Origin of the sequence: Mycolicibacterium helvum (genome assembly GCF_010731895.1) — a bacterium.
Taxonomy (GTDB): domain Bacteria; phylum Actinomycetota; class Actinomycetes; order Mycobacteriales; family Mycobacteriaceae; genus Mycobacterium; species Mycobacterium helvum.
In genome coordinates, this window is record NZ_AP022596.1 from 3,724,603 (window position 1) to 3,746,376 (window position 21,774).

At 66.6% G+C, this 21,774-nt stretch carries 18 protein-coding genes, 1 pseudogene and 1 riboswitch; of the genes and pseudogenes, 9 read left to right on the plus strand and 10 right to left on the minus strand.

Going from position 1 to position 21,774, the window contains the following annotated elements; all coding sequences use genetic code 11:
- Window positions 1-530: 530 nt before the first annotated feature.
- Window positions 531-851 carry a hypothetical protein gene (locus G6N38_RS17540; protein WP_163749365.1) on the plus strand — a complete coding sequence of 107 codons (321 nt, stop codon included), beginning with the start codon at window positions 531-533 and terminating at the stop codon, window positions 849-851.
- Here G6N38_RS17540 and G6N38_RS17545 read toward each other — a convergent pair.
- Window positions 848-3,433 carry an FHA domain-containing protein gene (locus G6N38_RS17545; protein ID WP_163749366.1) on the minus strand — a complete coding sequence of 862 codons (2,586 nt, stop codon included), beginning with the start codon at window positions 3,431-3,433 and terminating at the stop codon, window positions 848-850. The genes G6N38_RS17540 and G6N38_RS17545 overlap by 4 nt on opposite strands.
- 31 nt (window positions 3,434-3,464) lie before the next feature.
- Entirely contained in the window at window positions 3,465-4,664 is a 1,200-nt protein-coding gene (locus tag G6N38_RS17550; RefSeq protein ID WP_163749367.1) for an NADH:flavin oxidoreductase, read from the minus strand.
- A gap of 70 nt (window positions 4,665-4,734) precedes the next feature.
- Here G6N38_RS17550 and G6N38_RS17555 point away from each other — a divergent pair, with 70 nt between their 5' ends.
- The 4 genes from G6N38_RS17555 to G6N38_RS17570 all read left to right on the plus strand — a co-directional run bounded on the left by G6N38_RS17555 (window position 4,735) and on the right by G6N38_RS17570 (window position 8,109).
- The gene (locus tag G6N38_RS17555) at window positions 4,735-5,583 is read left to right on the plus strand and encodes a bifunctional methylenetetrahydrofolate dehydrogenase/methenyltetrahydrofolate cyclohydrolase (protein ID WP_163749368.1); all 849 of its coding nucleotides are present in this window, start codon (window positions 4,735-4,737) and stop codon (window positions 5,581-5,583) included.
- Window positions 5,584-5,624: 41 nt separating this feature from the next.
- Window positions 5,625-5,909: a DUF3017 domain-containing protein gene (locus tag G6N38_RS17560; RefSeq protein WP_163752081.1), complete on the plus strand. Its 285-nt coding sequence runs from the start codon at window positions 5,625-5,627 to the stop codon at window positions 5,907-5,909.
- Window positions 5,910-5,972: 63 nt separating this feature from the next.
- A complete protein-coding gene (locus tag G6N38_RS17565) occupies window positions 5,973-6,605 on the plus strand; it encodes a TetR/AcrR family transcriptional regulator (RefSeq protein ID WP_163749369.1) in 633 nt (210 codons plus the stop codon).
- Between the two features lie 40 nt (window positions 6,606-6,645).
- Window positions 6,646-8,109: an FAD-dependent monooxygenase gene (locus G6N38_RS17570; protein ID WP_246228042.1), complete on the plus strand. Its 1,464-nt coding sequence runs from the start codon at window positions 6,646-6,648 to the stop codon at window positions 8,107-8,109.
- Window positions 8,110-8,111: 2 nt separating this feature from the next.
- Here G6N38_RS17570 and G6N38_RS17575 read toward each other — a convergent pair whose 3' ends face one another.
- Genes G6N38_RS17575 through G6N38_RS17595 form a run of 5 tightly spaced genes read right to left on the minus strand, consistent with a single transcriptional unit; the run spans window position 8,112 to window position 13,763 of the window.
- A complete protein-coding gene (locus G6N38_RS17575) occupies window positions 8,112-9,272 on the minus strand; it encodes a GGDEF domain-containing protein (RefSeq protein WP_163749371.1) in 1,161 nt (386 codons plus the stop codon).
- Between the two features lie 51 nt (window positions 9,273-9,323).
- Window positions 9,324-10,502, minus strand: a complete 1,179-nt coding sequence (locus tag G6N38_RS17580; protein ID WP_163749372.1) for a sensor domain-containing diguanylate cyclase — start codon at window positions 10,500-10,502, stop codon at window positions 9,324-9,326.
- 11 nt (window positions 10,503-10,513) lie between these two features.
- The gene (locus G6N38_RS17585; protein WP_163749373.1) at window positions 10,514-11,248 is read right to left on the minus strand and encodes a class I SAM-dependent methyltransferase; all 735 of its coding nucleotides are present in this window, start codon (window positions 11,246-11,248) and stop codon (window positions 10,514-10,516) included.
- Window positions 11,245-12,399: a homoserine O-acetyltransferase MetX gene (gene metX / locus G6N38_RS17590; RefSeq protein WP_163749374.1), complete on the minus strand. Its 1,155-nt coding sequence runs from the start codon at window positions 12,397-12,399 to the stop codon at window positions 11,245-11,247. The genes G6N38_RS17585 and metX overlap by 4 nt, the downstream gene beginning before the upstream one ends.
- A gap of 11 nt (window positions 12,400-12,410) precedes the next feature.
- Window positions 12,411-13,763: a bifunctional o-acetylhomoserine/o-acetylserine sulfhydrylase gene (locus G6N38_RS17595; RefSeq protein ID WP_163749375.1), complete on the minus strand. Its 1,353-nt coding sequence runs from the start codon at window positions 13,761-13,763 to the stop codon at window positions 12,411-12,413.
- 43 nt (window positions 13,764-13,806) lie between these two features.
- A riboswitch (SAM riboswitch) is annotated at window positions 13,807-13,926 on the minus strand.
- 180 nt (window positions 13,927-14,106) lie between these two features.
- Here G6N38_RS17595 and G6N38_RS17600 point away from each other — a divergent pair.
- The gene (locus G6N38_RS17600) at window positions 14,107-16,332 is read left to right on the plus strand and encodes an NADP-dependent isocitrate dehydrogenase (RefSeq protein WP_163749376.1); all 2,226 of its coding nucleotides are present in this window, start codon (window positions 14,107-14,109) and stop codon (window positions 16,330-16,332) included.
- Window positions 16,333-16,338: 6 nt separating this feature from the next.
- Here the strand turns inward: G6N38_RS17600 and G6N38_RS17605 are convergent.
- Window positions 16,339-17,222: pseudogene (locus G6N38_RS17605) on the minus strand (alpha/beta fold hydrolase).
- Window positions 17,223-17,237: 15 nt separating this feature from the next.
- Here G6N38_RS17605 and G6N38_RS17610 point away from each other — a divergent pair.
- The gene (locus tag G6N38_RS17610) at window positions 17,238-18,044 is read left to right on the plus strand and encodes an exodeoxyribonuclease III (RefSeq protein ID WP_163749378.1); all 807 of its coding nucleotides are present in this window, start codon (window positions 17,238-17,240) and stop codon (window positions 18,042-18,044) included.
- Entirely contained in the window at window positions 18,041-19,309 is a 1,269-nt protein-coding gene (locus G6N38_RS17615; protein ID WP_163749379.1) for a metal-dependent hydrolase family protein, read from the plus strand. The genes G6N38_RS17610 and G6N38_RS17615 overlap by 4 nt, the downstream gene beginning before the upstream one ends.
- Here G6N38_RS17615 and G6N38_RS17620 read toward each other — a convergent pair.
- Together G6N38_RS17620 and G6N38_RS17625 are read right to left on the minus strand one after the other, a co-directional pair.
- Window positions 19,303-19,614 carry a hypothetical protein gene (locus tag G6N38_RS17620; protein ID WP_220101368.1) on the minus strand — a complete coding sequence of 104 codons (312 nt, stop codon included), beginning with the start codon at window positions 19,612-19,614 and terminating at the stop codon, window positions 19,303-19,305. The genes G6N38_RS17615 and G6N38_RS17620 overlap by 7 nt on opposite strands.
- A gap of 16 nt (window positions 19,615-19,630) precedes the next feature.
- Complete coding sequence (locus G6N38_RS17625) at window positions 19,631-20,695, minus strand: PGAP1-like alpha/beta domain-containing protein (protein ID WP_322790534.1); 1,065 nt, start codon at window positions 20,693-20,695, stop codon at window positions 19,631-19,633.
- A gap of 48 nt (window positions 20,696-20,743) precedes the next feature.
- On the opposite strand from G6N38_RS17625, the gene trpS reads away from it, so the two are divergent.
- A complete protein-coding gene (trpS, locus tag G6N38_RS17630) occupies window positions 20,744-21,760 on the plus strand; it encodes a tryptophan--tRNA ligase (protein ID WP_163749381.1) in 1,017 nt (338 codons plus the stop codon).
- Window positions 21,761-21,774 lie beyond the last annotated feature (14 nt).

Sequence of the window (21,774 nt, forward strand, 5' to 3'; positions counted from 1 at the left end):
GCACTGCACCTGCGTCGCACATGGGCTGCCCATGCTTACACCGCTGCTAGTTCGTTGACAGTGCGTCCATAGCGCGCGGACTTAGCATTCTGGAGTATCTGGTTCGCACTTGGACGAGCAAGTGGTGGCAGGTATTTGGTCCGGATGAGGACGCGTGGCAATCGATGTGGGCGACGGGATTGAGCTTTCGGCTCCAGGACTCCTCGGGGCCGGCCACCGCCGCATATTGACGAGCAAGGATCGGATCGAACCGTCCGAGCCTACGTTTCGGTGGCCTCGCCGTCACCGACCCATGATCTCCGCCGACACCATTTCGGCGGTGTGGTGAATCCCAGTGATCACTATCGACGAGTAACGAGGAGGGGCGATGTTCCCCAAAGCAGTAACGGCCCGGATGGGCCTGGCCGCCGTAGTGGCGATGTCCGGCGGCGGTGTGGTGCTCGCGTCAAGTGTTGCGGCTGCACCGGTCGCCCAGGCAGCCCCGCCGGGTATGTGTGCGCCTGGAATGCCCTGTGGTCCCGGTGGCCCCGGTGGGCCTGGCGGTTTCGGTGGGCCTGGTGGGCCTGGCGGTTTCGGCGGACCGGGGGGTCCCGGTGGCTTCGGCCCGGGTGGACCAGGCGGGATCGGTCCCATGGGATTCGGCTCCGGTGGTCCTGGTGGTCCTGGTGGTCCTGGTGGCCCCGGTTTCGGTGGCCCAGGCTTTGGTGGCCCGGGACTCGGCCCGCTGGGCCCGATCCCGTGCCTTCTGCCGATCGTGTGCCCGCCGCCCCGCTGACCGGAGGCTCCATCTGCACTATTTCGGCGCGGAAACCGCCGGCGGCGGTTTCCGCGCCGAAATCGCAGGGAACTAGGCGCTCTTGAGCCGGATCTTCCAGCGCACCAGGCTCAAATAGCCGATGCACAGCGCTCCGAGCATGCCCATGTCGAACCACCAGGCCGACGCGGTGTGATGCCAGTGCGCGTCTTTGGGGGTCAACGGGCCGGGCACCAGTTTGATCAGGTCGATCGTCGAGGCAGACGCCGCAAAGCCCCAGCGCGCCGGGGTGATCCACGACAACTGGTCGAGCACGAGGCGGCCGGTCACCGGGATCATGCCGCCGGAGAACACCAGCTGACTCATGACCGCGACGACCAGCAGCGGCATGATCTGTTCGTTCGACTTGGCCAACGCGGACAGGGCCAGACCCACCATCGCCGCGGTGACCGTCGTCGCGGCCATCACCACGAACAACTCCACCGTCGGGCTCAGGAACGTCAGCGAACCCTGCGTCGGCCCGCCCTTGCCCGCGACGGTGATCGCGGTGACGATCGTGGACTGCACGATCGCGAACACCGCATAGATGCACACCTTCGCCAGCAGGTACGCCGTCGTGGACAACCCGACTGCCTGTTCTCGGCGGAAGATCGGTCGCTCGCCGATCAGATCGCGAACGGTCAGCGCCGTACCCATGAAGATCGCGCCGACGTTGAGCAGCACCAGGATCTGGCCGGGCTCGTTGGGGGCGTCGCCCATCGGATCAGGCACCCCGAAACCGACGGTGCCAGGTACCGACAATGACAGCACACCCATGATGAACGGCAGCACCGCAAGAAATATGAAATAGCCCCGGTCGGAGATGATCAGCCGCATCTGGCGGCGCGCGATCGTGGAGAACTGGCGCAACAGACTGGTGTGCGTCGGCTCGCCCATATTCGACGGTGTCTCCAACGGAGGCGGCGGGGGAGCAGGCCCGGTCGCTGACAGGTAGCGGTGGTGGGCGGCGTCGGGGTCGCCGGCGACGCTGCTGAAGATGTCGGCCCAGTTGGTGGTGCCCATCGCCGGGCCGATCTGGTTGGGCGGCCCGCAGAATGCAGTCTTGCCGCCGGGCGCCAACAGCAGCACCTGGTCGCACACGTCGAGGTAGGTCAGCGAGTGGGTGACCACCAGCACCACGCGGCCGGCGTCGGCGAGCTGGCGCAACATCGTCATGACCTGACGGTCGAGCGCCGGGTCCAGGCCCGAGGTCGGCTCGTCGAGGATCAGCAGCGACGGCCCGGTCAGCAGCTCCAGGGCCACCGACGCGCGCTTGCGCTGCCCGCCGGACAGCTTGTCGACCCGAGTGTCCGCGTGCTGGGTCATCTCCAGCTCGCCGAGTACCTGGGCCACCACCTGCTGGCGGTCCTCCTTGGTGGTGTCCGGTGGCAGTCGCAGCTCGGCGGCGTACATCAACGCCTGGTTGACCGTCAGCTGGCCGTGCACCACGTCGTCCTGCGGCACCATGCCGATCCGGGATCGCAGCGAGGCGTACTCGGCGTGGATGTTATGGCCCTCGAAAGTCACCGTTCCGCTTGTCGGATGGGTGTAGCCGGCGACCAGTCGCGCGAAGGTGGACTTGCCGGCGCCGGATGGGCCGATCACCGCGGTCAGCGTGCCGGGGCGCGCTGTCAGCGAGATGTTGTCCAGCAGCGTCTTGTTGTTTTCGATCGTCCACGTCACCGCACGCACGTCCAGACCGCCGGTGGCGGTGGCCGCCTCGGTCTCGGTGCGCCGGGCCAGCGTGCCGCCCGCGAAGACCAGGTCGATGTTGCCGATCGTGACGGTGTCGCCGTCATTGAGCAACGCGGTGTCGACCCGGGTGCCGTTGACGAACGTGCCGTTGATGCTTCGGTTGTCGACGATCTCCGTCCCGCCCGGAGTCGGGATCAGAGTGGCGTGATGACGCGAGGCCAGCACGTCGGGGATGACGATGTCGTTGTCGGTCGCGCGGCCGATCTTGACGCCGCCGGGCGGTACCTCGCTGGGCGCACCCGGGCGCAGGATCTTGAGCATCGAGGTCGCGAGATTCGACGACCCGGCCGCGGGCTTGCCCACCGCCTGGCGCAGCTGGGTCGGTGCCGTCGCCGGTGGGTGCGCCACCGGGCCGGACCCGGTCGGCGGATGGTACGTCGGTTGCGCGCGTGAACCGCTCGTCGGGTAGGCAGGCGGCATCTGGTGAGTCGGCTGCGATTGTGACGGCGACTGCTGCCACGATCCGGCGGTCGCCGGACCACGGCTCGGCGCGGCCGGCCACGACGGCGAGGACACCGGGGCGGCCAGGCGCACCGATGAGGTCTGCGGCGGACGTCCCACCGAACCTTGGTCGCGGCCGAGCCCGAAGCTCATCGGAGGCCCGTCGGGATTGCCGACGTTCACGGTCATTCCGTCGGTGATGTCGACGGACGGCACCCGGCGGCCATTGATGAACATGCCGTTGAGCGAGCCATTGTCGACGGCCATCCAGCGGCCGTGGTCATAGCGCAACACCAGATGGGCACGCGAGATCAAGGGGTGGGCGATGCGCACGTCGGCGCGCAGGTCGCGGCCGACCACGACGTCGTGTCCTGCGGCGAAGGTGCGCTCCGACCCGTCATACCGAACTGTCAGAACGGGCGCGGCTGGTCGAGTCATCGACACCAACTCTATCGGTAGCGACGCCGTTCACTCGTCATGCCGGACCGCCCGTCACGACACAAAGGGTCCGCGAGTAGATCGTCGGCATGCACTTATTGCAGTGTGTGCACAGTGATTGCACAGAATGGGCGTCGCCGTCGGCCTGGATGCGATTGAGTAGATCGGGCTCGGCCAACAGGGCGCGCCCCATCGCCACGAACTCGAAGCCTGCGGCCATCGCGCGGTCCATCGAATCGCGGTTGGTGATGCCGCCGAGCAGGATCAGCGGCATCGTCAGCTCCTTGCGGAACTGCTCGGCGTCGCGCAGAAGATAGGTTTCCCGGTAGGGGTATTCACGCATGAATTTTTTGCCGGTCATGCGCATACCCCAGTTCAGCGGCCACTTCTGCGCCGCGGCGAACTCTTTCACCGGGGCATCGCCGCGGAACAGGTACATCGGGTTGAGCAGCGAGCTGCCCGCGGTCAGTTCGATGGCGTCCAGGCCACCGTCCTCCTGGAGCCACTTCGCGGTCTGCAGCGACTCCTCGATGTTGATTGCGCCGCGAACCCCGTCGGACATGTTGAGTTTGGCGGTCACCGCGATCGTCGCCGGGCCCAGCCGCTCGACCTCGCGGCGGACGGCCAGCACGATGCCCCTGGCCACCTTCGCCCGGTTCGCCAACGATCCGCCGAACTCGTCAGTGCGCCGGTTGATCATCGGTGACAGGAATGAGCTGGCCAGATAGTTGTGGCCGAGGTGGATCTCGACGGCGTCGAAACCGGAGTCGATGGCGAACCGGGCCGCCGACGCGTGGGCGGCGATGACGTCGTTGATGTCGTCGCGGCTGGCGTGCTTGGCGAACTTCATCGACAGCGGGTTGAAGAAGCGGACCGGGGCCAGCGCGGTTGCCTTGTTCGATCGCGCATTCGCCACCGGGCCGGCGTGGCCGATCTGCGCGCTGATCGCCGCGCCCTCGGCGTGCACTGCGTCGGCCAGCCGCTGCAGGCCGGGCACAGCTTCCGGGCGCATCCAGATCTGTCCACCGTTGGTACGGCCGCCCTGGCTCACCGCGGTGTAAGCGACGGTCGTCATACCGATGCCGCCGGCGGCGACGGCCCGGTGAAAGGCGATCAGGTCGTCGGAGACGACGTCGTCGGGTGTGCGCGCTTCGAAGGTCGCCGACTTGACGGTCCGGTTGCGCAGCGTGATGGGGCCGAGTTTCGCCTGGCTGAACACATCTGGCGCACTGTTCATAACCGCAGCTGACCACGCGGTACTCGATGCTGTCAACGACAGTTCCCGGTGCGGTGGAACAATGTTGCGCGTGGTCGCTATCACCCTGGACGGCAAGCTCACCCGTGACGAGATTTTCGTCGATCTCAAAGACCGTGTGGCGGCACTGACCGCCGCGGGACGCACTCCCGGGCTGGGCACGGTGCTCGTCGGCGACGACCCCGGTTCGCACGCCTACGTGAAGGGCAAACACTCGGACTGCGCCAAGGTCGGGATCACCTCGATCCGCCGCGACCTGCCCGCCGATGTCAGCCAGGCGCAACTCGACGACACCCTCGACGAGCTCAACGCCAACCCCGAGTGCACCGGATACATCGTGCAGCTGCCGTTGCCGCGACACCTCGACGAGAACGCCGCGCTGGAACGGGTCGACCCCGGCAAGGACGCTGACGGGCTGCATCCGACCAATCTGGGCCGGCTGGTGCTGGGCAAGCCGGCGCCGCTGCCGTGCACCCCGCGTGGCATCGTGCATCTGCTGCGCCGCTTCGACGTGCCGATCGCCGGTGCGCACGTGGTGGTGATCGGTCGCGGCGTCACCGTTGGCCGGCCAATGGGCCTGCTGCTCACCCGCCGCTCTGAGAACGCCACAGTCACGTTGTGCCACACCGGAACTCGCGATCTTGCCGCGCTGACCAAACAGGCCGACATCATCATTGCGGCGGTTGGTGTGCCGCACATGCTGACCGCCGACATGGTGCGGCCCGGTGCGGCCGTCGTCGACGTCGGGGTGAGCCGGGTGGACGGAAAGCTCACCGGCGATGTGCATCCCGATGTCTGGGAGGTCGCCGGACATGTGTCGCCCAACCCCGGCGGTGTGGGTCCGTTGACCCGGGCGTTCCTGCTCACCAACGTCGTCGAACTGGCCGAAGCGGGCCAGTGACCGCTCGGGCGAAGCGCCGACTGCCGACCCGCACGGAGGCGGTGGCCTTCACCGGGCGCGTGGTGCGTTCACAATGGCCGATCCTGGGCGTCGGCGTGATCTTCGCGGTCGCCTTCATTCTGGTGGCGGCGGGGTTCTGGCGCCGCGGCTCGCTGCTGATCGGTATCGCGGTGGGGGTCGCCGCCGCGCTGCGTTTGGTGCTCACCGAGGAGCGTGCGGGGCTGCTGGTGGTGCGCTCCCGCGGCGTCGACTTCGCCACGATGACCACGGTGTGTGTGGCGATGGTCTACATCGCATCGACGATCGATCCACTGGGCACGTCGTAATCCACTAGCTTTGCCTGTCGGGCAATTTTGCCTGTCGGGCAACTTTGGGCGTATGGTGGCGACATGACCGCACCGCAGGGACTGCGCGAGCGCAAGAAGGCCGACACCCGACGAGCGCTGAGCGACGCCGCACTGGCGCTGGCATTCGAGCGTGGACTCGACAACGTCACCCGGGAAGCCATCGCCGAGCGCGCCGGCGTGTCGGTGCGGACGTTCAACAACTACTTCGCCGGCAAGTACGAGGCCATCGCCTACCGTCAGCTGGCGCGAATGCGGCTCAGCCTCGCCACATTTCGAGCGTGGCCCGCGAGCGAGCCGCTGTGGACGGCGATCACCGAGTCGGTGCTCGAACCGCTGCTCGCCGAGATGGGCGAGGACTACGCGCCGACGCATAAACAGCTCGACCAGCTCGTCGAGCTCAATATGGCCATCGAAGTGCGTAACGCGTTGGCCAAAGACCTGATGGCCGAATGGATCGACGCGATCGCCGAACGCACTGGCACTGACCCGGTGCGCGATATGTACCCCCGCCTCGTCGCAGCGAGCATTCGCGCCGTCGCCGAAGCCGCCATGGACACCTACATCGCCGCCGATCCGCCCGTTCCCATCGTCGGGCTGATCCGCCGTGGTTTCGCCGATGTTGTCGCCGGGTTGCCCGCCCCCACCACTCTTCCCCAAAGGAGTAACCGTGCCTGACACCCGTGTCGCGATCTCCGGCGCAGGCCCCAACGGCCTGATGTTGGCCTGCGAACTCGCCCTGGCCGGCATCACCCCGATCGTCCTCGACGCGCTCCCCGGTCCCGGCGCTGAGCCGAAGGCCAACGGTCTTGTCGGACAGGTGATCCGGATGCTGGACATGCGCGGGCTCTATGCCGAGTTCACCGGCGATGAGCAGCCGCCGCAGCCGCTTCCCGGGTGGATGTTCTCCGGGATGCAACTGCACTACGCGGACCCGTCGGAAAGCCCGATGCACGCGCTGATGATGCCGCAGCCCAGGCTGGTCCGGCTGCTCGAAGCGCGCGCTCGCGACCTGGGTGTGGACCTGCGCTGGGGGCACGAACTGACCGGGCTGCGCAATCGGGCCGACGATGTCGAGCTGAGCATTGCCACGGCCGACGGCGTCTACACCATGACCGCCGACTACCTCATCGGCGCCGACGGCGGCCGCAGCCTGGTGCGCAAGAGCGTCGGCATCGACTTTCCGGGCACCACCTCGGCCACCGTCGCGCGGATCGCCCAGGTGCACGTCCCCGACGATTTGCGTGCGCAGGACGGCGGTCTCGTCATCCCGGGGGTCGGGCGCATCCCCTTCGGGCACAACAGATTTGATACCGGTATGGTGCTCGTCGGCACCTTCGAGCCGGATGTGGTGTTGGTCGGCACCCGCGAGGACGGAACGGCTGCCGAGGATGGGCCGATGTCGATCGCCGAACTGCGCGGCAGCCTGCAACGGATACTGGGTGTCGACGTTCCGCTTGAAGAACCCCACGGCCCTGGCCCGCACGCGCTGCGCCGCATCGACGGCCAGAACACCAGGCAGGCTGAACATTACCGGGCCGGGCGGGTCCTGCTGCTCGGCGACGCCGCCCACGTGCACTCGGCAATGGGTGGCCCTGGGCTGAACCTCGGCCTGCAAGATGCGGTGAACCTCGGCTGGAAGCTGGCCGCCACCGTCAACGGCTGGGCACCGCCCGAACTGCTCGACAGCTACGAAGGTGAGCGTCACCCGGTGGGGGAGCGGGTGATGATGCACTCGATGGCGCAGAGCGCGCTGATGGCCCCGGGCCCCGAAGTCGCCCAATTACGAGCACTTTTCGGCGAGCTGATCGCCGTGCCTGGCGTCAGCGAACATCTTGTCCGACTGCTGGCCGGCTCGGATGTCCGTTACGACGTCGGCGATGACCACCGGCTGTCCGGCTATCTGGTACCTGACTTGACACTCGGCGACGGGCGCAGGGTGGCGAGCCTGCTGCACAACGCCAGGCCGGTACTACTCGACCTGTGCGGAGGTGCGGCCACTCCTGGCGCGCACCGCTGGGCCGACCGCATTGACATCGTCGAGGCGGAACTGGCCGGTGGTCCTGCGGCGTTGCTCATCCGTCCGGATGGTTATGTCGCTTGGGCCGCAGACGATTTCGGGGCAGACGATGCGCGCAATCTCCAAGCGGCATTGCACCGCTGGTTCGGACTGCCTAGTTAGACTCACCTGGGCTTGCGGGGCTTTTCCCGGTACATCTGCAGGTCGACCCGTGTCATGAGATCGGACACCGTGTGGTCGTGCTCGCCGGCGGTGATGAGTCCGATGCTCACGCCGATTTCGCATGGACAGCGGTCACCGGCGCCAAGTCCGTTGATGCGTTGGCGGATTCGGTCGGCGGCCGCGCTTGCGTTCGCGGCGTCGGCATCGACCAGTGCGACGCAGAACTCGTCGCCGCCGAGGCGGGCGACGACATCGTCCGGCCCGGCTTCGTGCCGCAGCGCATCACCGATGGCCATCAGCACGTTGTCGCCGGCGATGTGTCCGAACCTGTCGTTGATCGACTTGAAGTCGTTGACGTCGAGAAGCAGCAGGCTCAACCGGCCCTGGCCGTCCTGTACCCGGGACAGCTCCACCTCGATGCGTTCGGAGAAACCGCGCCGGTTAAGGACCGATGTCAGCGGGTCGGTGCGGGCCAGCTCGGCCAATTGTTGCTGAAGCGACTTGAGTCGGGTGATGTCGTGTGACGTGCTGAGCACGGTGTGGACCCGGCCGTCCGCGGAGCGCTCAGGCACCACCCGGGTCAGGAATGTCCGGACTCCGTGGATCGTGGGAAGCTGCTGCTCCTCCTCGGCCGGCTCCGCGCTGAGAAACACCCGGTCGACCAGTGGCTCCCACTGCGCCACCAGCTCCGGGGGCAGGCCGAGTTCGCGCTTGCTCTTGCCGATGAACGCCTGGGCTGGGATTCCGGTCTGCCGTTCGATGCTCGGATTGATGTAGATGTGCCGATGCTCGCGGTCGAGGCGCGCGACGATGTCGGGCAATGCCTGTGCAATCGAGAAGAACGTCTCGTAATACCGCTGGCGCGGCGTCGTCAGCCGCAGAATTCCCAGCCACGAGGTGGGTGGATCGTCCAGTGCCTGCAGCGTGCACTGCCAGTCCGGTGCATCGCAGAGGTCTGCCGCCGCCGGCGAACTGTCGATGTCCGGCAAGATCGGACCGACCCCGGCCAACAAGACGGCCTCGTCGAGCTGGCCCGTACCGGGACCGACCGCGGCGACGAACTGCGGTGTTCGCGAGACGATCTCGAGGTTGTCATCATCGCGGCGGCATAGGAAGGCAGGTACCGCCGACGTGGCAAACCACTGCAGCCAGTCCTCCCCCATAGCAATCGACTCTAGACCCGTCCCAGCAACGCTGTGCGCCAGGCGAAATGCCTACGACATGCCGCCTGGGTGCCCGCCCGTCTTCACCTGGTACATCAGCACGTCCACCCGGGAGAGTAGATCCTCCGCCGTCTTATCCTGCTCGTCGGCCTCGGCGACACCGACGCTCACCGATACCCCCAGCGGCCGACCATCCTCGTCGCAGATAGCGCTGACCCGCCGGCCAATCCGCTGGGCGACGACGTGGGCGTTGCCCGCGTCGGTATCGATGAGGGCAACGCAGAACTCGTCGCCGCCCAGCCGGGCCGCGACATCCTGCGGACGTGTTTCCTCGGTCAGAACCCGGCCCACCGTCTCGAGCACCCGGTCGCCCGCGACGTGGCCGAACCGATCGTTGATGTCCTTGAAATTGTTGAGGTCCAGCAGCAACAGGGTGAAGCCGGCCTGCCCACGCTGGACCAGGTCCAGCTCGAGATCCAGGCGCGCGGTGAAGCTACGCCTGTTCAGCAGCGCCGTCAGCGGGTCGGTGCGGGCAAGTTGCTCCAGCTGGTACTGCAGCCGTCTGATCTCGCTGATATCGCGGACCACGGACAGGACGGAGTCAACCCGGCCCTCGTGATCGAATTCAGGCGTGGCTCTGCCCAGGTAGTGGCAAAGGCCCGTCGTTCCGAGGTAGTCGAATTCGAGTTCGACGGGTTCGCCGGTGTCGAAGACTTGCTGATAGGCGCGCTGGAACGCGACCGCCAGGTCAGTAGGGGCGCCGGTATCGACGTGAGTCTTACCGACGCGGCTATCCGGTGGTACACCGGTGAGCTTGGTCATCGGCGGATTGGCGTACCGACACCGAAACTCGCGGTCGAAGCGGGTGACCACGTCCGGCAGGTTCTCGATGATCGTGAAGAACGCGTCGTTGGGGGCCTCCTCAGGCAGGCGCAGGATCGCCAGACAGTCGCCCTGTTCGGCTTCGACGGCGCGAATCATGCACTGCCAGGCGGGTTCCTGAGCCGCCGCGACCGCGAACGGGTCAGCGCCGACGGTCGACGGCCACTGCTCATTGAGCCGCGCCAACAGCGACCGCTCATCGAGACGGCCGGTGACCGCTTGCATGACAGCCATGAACTCGGGTGTGCGTGACACGATCGAGAGTTCGCCGGATGCCCGCCGACAGTGAAAGGCGGGCACGCCCGCGGCTGACAGCGTGGACAGCCATTGCTCGGCCGACACCCCCATGGCCGCCAACCCTAACTGCCGAGCGTCGCTCGGATACACACCGTGATGTAGGGCAACGCCAGACCCGTCGCGTTGGCCAGCGCGGGATGGGTGGCCAGCAACTCGCGCACCTCGTCAAGTGTGCGGGTGCGCACTTCCGTCGGTGAGGTTATGCAGTAGCTGCGCGAGGCCACCAGGTCGATCAGCGCCTGTGGTGTCAGGTAACTCGTCCACTCGACGTGCTTGCGGGCCAGATCGGTGAACGGCTTGGGCAGTGTCGTGGTGTCGTTGAGCTGCGCGTTCTCGTGGCCGATGATGCGGCCCAGATCCTTGACCCAGCCCAGCCGTTCGTCACGGGCATTCCACACCAGCCCGAGCCGGCCGCCCGGCCGCAGCACCCGGGCCACCTCGGCTGCCGCCCGTTGCGGATCGAACCAATGCCAGGCCTGAGCTACCAAAACCGCATCAACGCTGTTGTCCGGCAAGGGAATCTGCTCCGCGGTGCCCAGCAGCGCCGGGGTGTCGGGCAGTGCAGAGGTGAGCAGCTCCAGCATTTCGGCCAACGGATCGACGGCCACCACATCCAGGCCACGTTCCACCAGTCGCGTGGTCAGTTTGCCGGTGCCGGCGCCCAGGTCCAGCACGTCGCGCGCTCCGGGCGGCAGCAGCCAGTCGATGGCCTCCGGCGGATACGACGGGCGCCCGCGCTCGTAGGCGGCGGCCTCGGACCCGAAGGACAGTGAACGTTCCCGCCGCGACTCGGTCACGGGGCGCGGGAACCGTCGCGGTCGGCCAGATCCAATGTCCGGCGGATCAAGTCGCCCACGGCCTCGGTTTCGACGAGGAAACCGTCGTGGCCGTAGATCGACTCGACGACATTGAGCCCCGAGCAGTTCGGCAGCAAGCCGGCCAGTTCCTGCTGCAGCCGCAGCGGGTAGAGCCGGTCCGAGGTGATCCCGCCGACCACGGTGGGTACCGGACAAGACGCCAGGGCCGCGGCCACTCCGCCGCGGCCGCGGCCGACGTCGTGGTTGGACAGCGTCTCGGTCAGCGTCACGTAGCTGCCCGCGTCGAACCGCTTGACCAGCTTGGCGCCCTGGTATTCCAGGTAGCTCTGCACCGCGTACCGGCCGCCGGACAGCGTGTCCTCGTCGTCCTGGGCGTCATTGCCGAACCGGCTGTCCAGCTCGACCTCACCGCGGTAGGTCAGATGGGCGAACCGGCGGGCCAGCTGCAACCCGACATCGGGGTTACGGCCGGTGCCGTGATAGTCGCCGTTCTGCCAGTCCGGGTCGGCCTTGATCGCCGCGATCTGGGTGCTCTGCGTCCCGATCTGGTCGGCGGTGGCGCGAGCACCGACGGCCAGCACCAGGGCGGCCCGCACATGTTCGGGATAGCCGATGATCCACTCCAGGGCCCGCGCGCCACCCATCGAACCGCCCACCAGGGCGGCGACATCGGTGATGCCGAGTGCGGCCAGCGCCGCCACATCGGCGTTGACCTGATCGCGCACCGTGATGATGGGGAACCGCGAACCCCACGGCTTGCCATCGCGGGCCAGCGAGCTGGGGCCGGTCGAGCCGCGGCAACCGCCCAGCACGTTGGTGGCCACCGCACACCAGCGGTCGGTGTCGATCGGCGCGCCGGGTCCGGCGACGCCGTCCCACCAGCCGGGGGTCGGGTGGCCGGGACCCGCAGGCCCGGTCAGATGTGAGTCACCGGTCAGGGCGTGCAGCGCCACCACCACGTTGTCTCGGTTGGGGGAGAGCTTGCCCCAGCGCTGCACCGCGATCGAGACGTCCTCGAGTACCTCGCCGCTTTCCAGGGTCAGCGGGCCGATGTCGACGACACCGATCTCACCCTCGGCCGGCAGCGTCACGATGCGTTCGTCACGCAAGCGCTCATCAGAAAGTGTCATGTCAGGCTCACTCAAAAGGCCGCCACGGCCCGCGAGTCCGACGCCTGCCCGTCCGACACTGACTTGGCGGCCGCAAAACCGCGCTCCAGGTCGGCCAGGATGTCGTCGATGCCCTCGAGGCCGACGGCCAGTCGCACCAGACCGGGGGTGACACCGGTGGCCAGCTGCTCTTCGGCGGAGAGCTGCTGGTGTGTGGTCGACGCCGGGTGAATCACCAGCGAGCGCACGTCGCCGATATTGGCGACATGGCTGTGCAGCGTCAGGGCGTTGACGAACGCCTTGCCCGCCTCGACACCACCGGCCAGTTCGAAGGCCAGCACTGCACCGGTTCCCTTGGGTGCCAGCTTCTTTGCGCGCTCGTACCACGGTGAGGTGGGTAGCCCCGCGTAATTTACCGACACCACGTCGTCGTGACCGGCCAGGTATTCGGCCACCTTCAGTGCGTTGGACACGTGCCGCTCGATGCGCAGGCTCAGCGTCTCCAGGCCTTGGGCCACCAGGAAGGCGTTGAACGGCGAGGCCGCCGAGCCAAGGTCACGCAGTAGCTGAACGCGGGCCTTGAGCGCATAGGCGGGCGGGCCGAGTTCGGCGAAGACGACGCCGTGGTAGCTCGGGTCCGGGGTGGTGAAGCCGGGGAACCGGCCCGAGGTCCAGTCGAAGTTGCCGCTGTCCACGATCACCCCGGCGATCGCGGTGCCGTGCCCGCCCAGGTACTTGGTGGCCGAGTGCACCACGATGTCGGCGCCGTGCGCGATCGGCTGGATCAGGTAGGGCGTGGCGATGGTGTTGTCCACGATCAACGGCACACCGTTGTCGTGGGCGACCTCGGCGACACCGGGGATGTCCAGGATGTCGATTTGCGGGTTGGAGATGGTCTCGGCGAAGAAGGCCTTGGTGTTCGGCCGCACCGCCTTGCGCCACGAGTCGAGGTCGTCGGGATCGTCGACGAACGTGGTCTCCACGCCCAGCTTGGGCAGCGTGTAGTGCAGCAGGTTGTAGGTGCCGCCGTAGAGCCGCGGGCTGGACACGATGTGGTCCCCCGCCCCGGCGATGTTGAGGATCGCGAAGGTTTCCGCGGCCTGCCCGGAGGACAGGAACAGGGCGGCGACGCCGCCTTCCAGGGCCGCGATGCGCTGCTCGACGGTGTCCTGGGTGGGATTCATGATCCGGGTGTAGATGTTGCCGGGCTCGGCCAGGCCGAACAGTGCGGCGGCGTGCTCGGTGTTGTCGAAGGTGTAGGACGTGGTCTGGTAGATCGGCAGCGCCCTGGCGTGCGTCGCGACGTCGGGGGTCTGCCCGGCGTGGATCTGCTTGGTCTCGAAAGACCAGGTCGCGCTGGGGTCTTTGGTTTCGGGTGTGCTCATGTAGAAACGAACCTCCATCTGTTCTGGGGGCCCGTTCATGGCGGACCCGCGCTTGCCGCGCAGCTAGGTGCAGCTGCTCAACCTGGTCTTCACCCGGAGCACCCCACCGCGGTTGGAGGGTTGCCGGCCAGCGAGCCGGGGCTTGACGCTGGCGCTCATGACCGACCCAAAGCATAGCGGACCTTCGTAACGGGAGGCCAGCGGGATATTGGGGCGATTCGGGTAAGCGCTGTGACGCAGACCTCTCCACGGATACGACGACCGCGATCACGTAGGTTCAGATGCGACGCGATACTGATAGCCGCCACAACACCTGAATTGAACGCCCAGGAGACAACAGCACATGAGCGCCGAGCAACCGTCCATCATCTACACGCTCACCGACGAGGCGCCGCTGCTGGCGACGTACGCCTTTCTGCCGATCCTGCGCACCTTCGTCGAGCCCGCGGGCGTCGACGTCAAGACCAGTGACATCTCGGTGGCCGCGCGCATCCTCGCCGAGTTCAGCGACCGGCTGACCGACGAGCAGAAGGTGCCCGACAACCTGGCCGAGCTCGGCGCGCTGACTCAGGACCCGAGCGCCAACATCATCAAGCTGCCCAACATCAGCGCCTCGGTGCCGCAGCTCGTCGCTGCCGTCAAAGAGCTGAAGGCCAAGGGTTACGACCTGCCCGACTATCCGGACGATCCCAAGACCGACGACGAGCGGGAGCTCAAGAAGCGCTACTCCAAGATCCTCGGCAGTGCGGTCAATCCGGTTCTGCGCGAAGGTAACTCGGATCGTCGCGCGCCCAAGGCGGTCAAGGAGTACGCCAAGAAGCATCCGCACAGCATGGGCAAGTGGTCGCAGGCGTCGCGCACCCATGTGGCGACCATGAAGACCGGTGACTTCTACCACGGTGAGAAGTCCTTGACGCTCGACAAGGACCGCAAGGTGCGGATGGAGCTCAAGGGCGCGAGCGGCAAGACGATCGTGCTCAAGCCCGAGGTGAAGCTGGATAACGGCGATGTCATCGACAGCATGTACATGAGCAAGACGGCGTTGATCGACTTCTACGAGGAGCAGATCGAGGACGCCTACAAGACCGGCGTCATGTTCTCCCTGCACGTCAAGGCCACCATGATGAAGGTGTCGCACCCGATCGTGTTCGGCCACGCAGTGAAGGTCTTCTACAAGGACGCGTTCGCCAAGCACGGCAAGCTGTTCGACGAGCTCGCCGTCAACGTCAACAACGGGCTGTCCGACCTGTACGACAAGATCGAGACGCTGCCGGCCTCGCAGCGCGAAGAGATCATCGAAGACCTGCACAAATGCCACGAGCATCGGCCGGAACTGGCGATGGTCGACTCGGCCAAGGGCATCTCGAACTTCCATTCGCCCAGCGATGTCATCGTCGACGCGTCGATGCCCGCGATGATCCGGCTCGGCGGCAAGATGTACGGCGCCGACGGCCGCACCAAGGACACTAAGGCCGTCAACCCGGAGTCGACGTTCTCCCGGATGTACCAGGAAGTCATCAACTTTTGTAAGACCCACGGGCAGTTCGACCCGACCACCATGGGCACCGTCCCCAACGTCGGGCTGATGGCGCAGAAGGCCGAGGAGTACGGCAGCCACGACAAGACGTTCGAAATCCCCGAGGACGGTGTCGCCGACATCGTCGACAACGACACCGGCGAGGTGCTGCTGAGCCAGAACGTCGAAGCCGGCGACATCTGGCGGATGCCGATCGTCAAGGACGCCCCCATCCGCGACTGGGTCAAGCTGGCCGTCAACCGGGCCCGGCTGTCCGGGATGCCGGTGGTGTTCTGGCTCGATGACGAGCGCCCGCACGAGAACGAGCTGCGCAAGAAGGTGAAGACCTACCTCAAGGATCACGACACCGAGGGCCTGGAGATCACGATCCTCCCGCAGGTGTGGGCCATGCGGTACACCCTCGAGCGGTTGATCCGCGGCCAGGACACCATTTCGGCAACCGGCAATATCCTGCGCGACTACCTCACCGACCTGTTCCCGATCCTGGAGTTGGGTACCAGCGCCAAGATGCTGTCGATCGTGCCGTTGATGGCCGGCGGTGGCATGTACGAGACCGGTGCCGGTGGCTCGGCGCCCAAGCATGTCAGTCAGCTGGTCGAGGAGAACCATCTGCGCTGGGATTCGCTCGGTGAATTCCTCGCGATCGGTGCCAGCCTCGAGGATCTGGGTAACAAGACCGGCAACACCAAAGCCAAGGTGCTGGCGACCACGCTGGACACTGCGGTCGGAGAACTGTTGGACGCCAACAAGAATCCCTCGCGCAAGGCCGGCGAGCTGGACAACCGGGGCAGCCAGTTCTACCTCGCGCTGTATTGGGCGCAGGCACTTGCCGAGCAGACCGAGGACAAGGAACTGGCGCAGCATTTCGCGCCGCTGGCCAAGACTCTGGCCGAGAACGAGGCCACGATCGTTGCCGAACTCAACGAGGTGCAGGGCAAGCCCGCCGATATCGGCGGTTACTACTACCCGGACCCCGCGAAGACCTATGCGGTGATGCGGCCTTCCAAGACGTTCAACTCCGCACTCAGCTAGCCCTGGTCAACTGGCTGGGTTGACCTGGCGCACCGGCGGTACGTGCGCGTCGACCCACGCCACGATCAGGTCCGTGACGCGCCCCGGCGCCTCGAACATCGGGATATGGCCGACGCCGTCGAGCTGGGTGACCTTGTCCAGTTCGGGGATGTGCTTGAGGAAGTGCTTGGTGAACCGGGGGTGCGGCAGCACGCGGTCGCGTTCGCAGACCACCAGGTGCGTCGGGACATGGGTCTCGGTCAGCTCCATCAGCCCCGGCAGTAGCAGGGCCTTGATCAGCAGCTGGTAGTAGGCGCGGCAATGCGTGACGTCATCGATGATCTCCTGCAGCGCCACCTCGGTCAGACCGGCCGGGGTGGCGCTGATCGGCACACTGGCGGCGGCTTTGGCCCCTGGCAGGCGCAGCGCTCGCTCGCCGAGCAGCACGGCAGTCAGCCACACCGGTAGCCCGGCGACGAACTTGCCGACGATCTCGTATTTCACCGGGGACCAGCGGTGCCAGCCGCCGGCGGGGGCGATCGCCGTCAGCGTTCTGGCCCGGCCGCGTCGCTCCAGTTCGAAGGCCACCCAGCCACCCAGCGAGTTGCCCACGATGTGTGCGGTATCCCAGCCCAAGTCGTCGAGCTGCCGTTCGACGTGATCGGCCAGGGTGCTGGTGTCCAGGAACCACGATCGAGTGTGTGGACCGCCGTTGTGGCCGGCCATTGACGGCGCGAACACCTCGTAACGGCCGGTATCGGCCAGCTGTGCTGCGACATCAGTCCAGACATAGGACGACATCATGAACGGGTGCAGCAAGAGGATCGGTTCGCCTGCCCCCAGATGAATCGGTTCGCGTAGCGCCACAACCCGACCGTAAAGGTGATACCGCCGGTACCGCAATACCGCACGATAGGTTCTCTACCGTGATCGTCACCACCATCAACGTCAACGGCGTGCGCGCCGCGGTGCGCCAGCGCTCCCCGGAGAACCTCGGTCTGCTGGACTGGCTGACTCAGACCACGGCAGATGTCGTGTGCCTGCAGGAGACCCGCGCCGACGACGAACAGATCGCCGACGCACTCGCTCCCGCCGTCGCCGACGGCTGGCATCTGGCATCGGCCAGCCCGCACCTCAAGGGCCGCAGCGGGGTGGCGATCCTATCCCGCACACCGTTCGCCGCTATCCGAATCGGCTTGGCAGCAACAGAATTCGAATCGCACGGCCGCTACCTTGAGGCCGACCTGGCGGGTGGCCAGACGGTCGCCAGCGTCTACGTCCACACCGGGGAGGCGGGTACCGACCGGCAGCTGGAGAAGGAACGATTCACCGCCGAGCTGGCCAAGCGGATGGCCGAACTGGCGGCCGACGGCCGTGATGCGGTGATCTGCGGCGACTGGAACATCGCCCACACCGAAAACGACATCAAGGCCTGGAAGGCCAACGTCAAGAAGGCCGGCTTCCTGCCCAGCGAGCGGCAGTGGCTGACCGATCTTCTGGACTCGGGCTGGGTCGATGTCGTGCGCCGCATGCATCCCGACGTGGCCGGCCCGTACAGCTGGTGGTCGTGGCGGGGCAAGGCGTTCGACAATGACGCCGGCTGGCGTATCGACTACCACCTGGCCAGCCAGAGCCTGGCTGCCCGGACTGTGGCTGCCCGCGTCGAGAAACCGGCCGCATACGCGTTGCGCTGGTCTGATCACGCCCCGGTGACCGTGGAGTTCAGCGCATGAGTCTCCTGATCAAGAACGTCCGGGTCTTCGACGGCCTCTCGGGGCGCCTGGTGCCCGGCCACGTCCTCATCGACGGGGCCACGATCACCGCGATCGAGACCTCGCCGATTGCGGAGCCCGCCGGCACCACCGTCATCGACGGGGCCGACCGGGTGCTGATGCCGGGGATGATCGACGCCCACGCCCACCTGGTCGGTATGGCCAACACCCTGCTCGACCTCGCGATGGCCTCCCAGACCCAGCTGGCTGCCACCACGTTGGCCCGGGCCAAGGGCACGCTGCTGCGCGGGTTCACCACCGTGCGCGACATGGCCGGTGACACCGTCGGCATCAAGAAGGTGATCGACGGCGAACCCGCGCTCGGGCCGCGGATCTACCCCAGCCAGGCAGCGATCTCGCAGACCGCGGGCCACGGCGATTTCGGCTTCGTCTACGAAACTCCGACTGCGCTGGGTGGCAACGAATCTCGTGCCGAGACCATCGGCTTCATGCGGGTGGCCGATGGCGTCGACCGGGTGTTGGCAGCCGTGCGTGAACAGCTCAAACTCGGTGCGTCGCAGATCAAGCTGATGGTCGGCGGCGGAGCGGCGTCGCTATACGACCCGCTCTATACGGTCCAGTTCACCTCACCGGAACTGGCAGCCGCGGTGCAGGCCGCGACTGACTACGGCACCTACGTCGCCACTCATGTCTACAACGTCGCCGGCATCCACCGCGCGGTGGAGGCCGGCGTGAAATCCATCGAGCACGGTCACCTGGCCGACGAGCCCACCGTCGCGATGCTCGCCGAGCGCGAGGTATGGCTGTCCACCCAGCCCTTCGCCGAACACGACCACAGCTTCCTCAACCCCGACAGCGCGCAGAAGAACCGGGAGATCTGCAGCGGCACACCGCACGTCTACGAGTGGGCGACGAAGCACGGAGTCAAGCTCGCCTGGGGCACCGATCTGCTCTTCGAACCGGAACATGTTGGGCGGCAAAGTGAAATGATGGTTCGCCTCGGCGAATACGTCAGCAACGTCGACGCGCTCAAGATGGTGACCTCGGGTAATGCCGCCCTGCTCCGCCTGTCTGGCGATCGCGATCCCTACAAGTCGGCTCGACTCGGTGAGATCACCGTCGGCGCCTGGGCCGACGTGCTGCTGGTGAACGGTGACCCGACAGCAGACCTCGGTGTGCTCGCCGACCCCGACACTGGCATCGCTGCGATCGTCAAAGACGGTGTGGTCGTCAAGAACACCCGGGACGGGGCGCCGGCTCAGTAGCTGTTGTTGATCCACGCGCCCCACGGGACGTACGTGGTGGCCGGGTCGGCATAGGTGGTGGGGGCGTTGAAGTTGCCGGAGCTGGTGCTCTGGTCGCTGTCCCACGAGTAGCTGTTCTGGGCGCTGGCAGGTCCGGCGAACGCGAGGGCAGCGCCGCCGATGACTGCGCCGGCGATGGCGGGAGCGGCGAGCAGAGCTGCGAGGCGGTTCTTGATCATGATGGCCCTTTCCGTTGCGGTGTGACTCACATCATTCGCGATCACCACCGGGCCGTCGATCGGCTGGTTGGCCGTTTCTGGTTCCACCGATTAGGGGACAGCCCTAGGCCGCCGGGCAGCCTTGCCGGTTGGGGCCGTCGAGCGCCTTGGGGGCGTTCTCGATCGCCTGATGGACGGTTTCGAGCACCTGAGGGTCCCACGTGAGCGCCGTTTTCCAGTCCAGCCCAGCCAGATTGGAGACATAGATGCTGTGCGTATCGTCGAAGGTGTAGCAACGTCGGTGCGGCAACACCGGATCGGTGATGCTCTTGGCCAGCGCGCTCTGCAGCGCCACCAAGCCGTCGTTGGGCCACACCGCGGGGTTGACCGGCCCGTCGCTGCTGGTTTTTGCTCCGGTGAACCTCTTGCCGCCGATCAGCACGACCGGGATCTTGTCCAGCACACCGGACTGGAATTCGTTCCAGCCGTCCTTGCCCATCAGGAACCCCTGGTTGACCTCGCGCCCCGAGCCGGACATCAGCCGCTTCACTTCGTCGGCCATACCCTTCATCCCGGTCTCGCACAGCTTGTCGCCCAGGCAGTCCGTCAGCGGAACCAGGCCGTTGGCGAAATCCGACAGATACGAGCCCTGCCACGGTGTGCCCAGCGTCGTCAGCGAGCGCACCTTCACCGGCGAGTTCGTGGACGTCAGAACCCGGATCGCCGCGCGCGAGTACAGCCCGCCCATCGAGTGGCCCACCAAGTCGACTTCGTTGACGCCCTTGTCGGTGTGCAGCCAGTTGAGGAAACGCGCCAGATGTTCCCCGGCGGTGTCGATGCTGCCCTGCGAGTTCACGGTCATGTTCTCCGGCAGGGTGACCGGGCAGACCCCGAACGGCCCGAAGCCGGTCTGGTCGGTGACCTGGCCGCGGCCGGCCATCGCCGGCGAGGTGTAGACCGCGTAGCCCTTGCCGAGCAGGAACTCCCGCAGCGCGGTGTCGGTGTTGCCCGCGGCCAGGCCGGTGGCGCAGGCCTGATCCGGGGCGGTGAACGGGCTGGTGGCGTCCCCGCCGGAGACGATCACCACCGCGGTCGACGCCGGGCGCTTGTCGTCGCCGGAATCGCTCTGGCAGCCGGCCAGCATGGAAATCAACGTCACCGCGGCGACGAGCGCCAGTATTCGTCGCACGAAGCAGGATGTTAGCGCTGAAACGGCCCATGACAGGATTGACAGACCATGAACAGCTCATCCCGTCGCGTCGTCTTTTCCGGCGTCCAACCGACTTCTGATTCGCTCCATCTGGGCAATGCGCTCGGCGCGATCAAGCAGTGGGTCGGTCTGCAGGACGACTACGACGCGTTCTTCTGCGTCGTGGACCTGCACGCGATCACCGTGCCGCAGGACCCGGCCACCCTGCGTCATCGCACTCTGGTGACGGCCGCCCAGTACCTCGCCCTGGGTATCGACCCGGACCGCGCGACGATCTTCGTGCAAAGCCACGTGCCCGCCCACACCCAGCTGGCGTGGGCTTTGGGCTGCTTCACCGGGTTCGGCCAGGCTTCGCGGATGACGCAGTTCAAGGACAAGTCGCAGAAACAGGGCGCCGACGCCACGACGGTCGGGCTGTTCACCTATCCGGTACTGATGGCAGCCGACGTGCTGATCTACGACACCGACCTGGTTCCGGTGGGCGAGGATCAGCGCCAGCATCTGGAGCTGGCCCGAGACGTCGCACAACGGTTCAATGCTCGCTTCCCCGACACCTTCGTCATACCCGAGCCGATGATCGGGAAGGCCACCGCCAAGATTTACGACCTGCAGGACCCGACCGCCAAGATGAGCAAGTCGGCGGCCACCGAAGCCGGTCTCATCAGCCTGCTCGACGACCCGAACGTGACGGCCAAGAAGATCCGCTCAGCCGTCACCGACAGCGAACGAGAGATCCGCTTCGACGTCGATGCCAAGCCGGGAGTGTCGAATCTGCTGTCGATCCAGTCCGCGGTGACGGGCACGGATATCGAGACCCTCGTGGCCGGCTATCAGGGCCGCGGCTATGGCGACCTGAAGAAGGACACCGCCGACGCCGTCGTCGCCTTCGTCACGCCGCTACAGCAACGCGTCGGCGAACTGTTGGCCGATCCGGCCGAGCTGCAGGCGATCCTGGCCAACGGCGCGGCACGCGCACGCGAGGTGTCTGCCAAGACCATCGGACGGGTATACGAGCGGCTAGGGTTTCTGCCGACAAGTCCGTAGACGGTGCGGGAGGC

What these genes read in the sequence shown, in the direction of transcription:
- G6N38_RS17580 (WP_163749372.1), bottom strand. Translation starts at nt 10,502, where the DNA reads ATGGGGGTGTCGGCCGAGCAATGGCTGTCCACGCTGTCAGCCGCGGGC.
- G6N38_RS17550 (WP_163749367.1), bottom strand. Translation starts at nt 4,664, where the DNA reads ATGAACAGTGCGCCAGATGTGTTCAGCCAGGCGAAACTCGGCCCCATC.
- G6N38_RS17600 (WP_163749376.1), top strand. Translation starts at nt 14,107, where the DNA reads ATGAGCGCCGAGCAACCGTCCATCATCTACACGCTCACCGACGAGGCG.
- G6N38_RS17570 (WP_246228042.1), top strand. Translation starts at nt 6,646, where the DNA reads ATGTTGGCCTGCGAACTCGCCCTGGCCGGCATCACCCCGATCGTCCTC.
- G6N38_RS17615 (WP_163749379.1), top strand. Translation starts at nt 18,041, where the DNA reads ATGAGTCTCCTGATCAAGAACGTCCGGGTCTTCGACGGCCTCTCGGGG.
- G6N38_RS17595 (WP_163749375.1), bottom strand. Translation starts at nt 13,763, where the DNA reads ATGAGCACACCCGAAACCAAAGACCCCAGCGCGACCTGGTCTTTCGAG.
- trpS (WP_163749381.1), top strand. Translation starts at nt 20,744, where the DNA reads ATGAACAGCTCATCCCGTCGCGTCGTCTTTTCCGGCGTCCAACCGACT.
- G6N38_RS17575 (WP_163749371.1), bottom strand. Translation starts at nt 9,272, where the DNA reads ATGGGGGAGGACTGGCTGCAGTGGTTTGCCACGTCGGCGGTACCTGCC.
- G6N38_RS17565 (WP_163749369.1), top strand. Translation starts at nt 5,973, where the DNA reads ATGACCGCACCGCAGGGACTGCGCGAGCGCAAGAAGGCCGACACCCGA.
- metX (WP_163749374.1), bottom strand. Translation starts at nt 12,399, where the DNA reads ATGACACTTTCTGATGAGCGCTTGCGTGACGAACGCATCGTGACGCTG.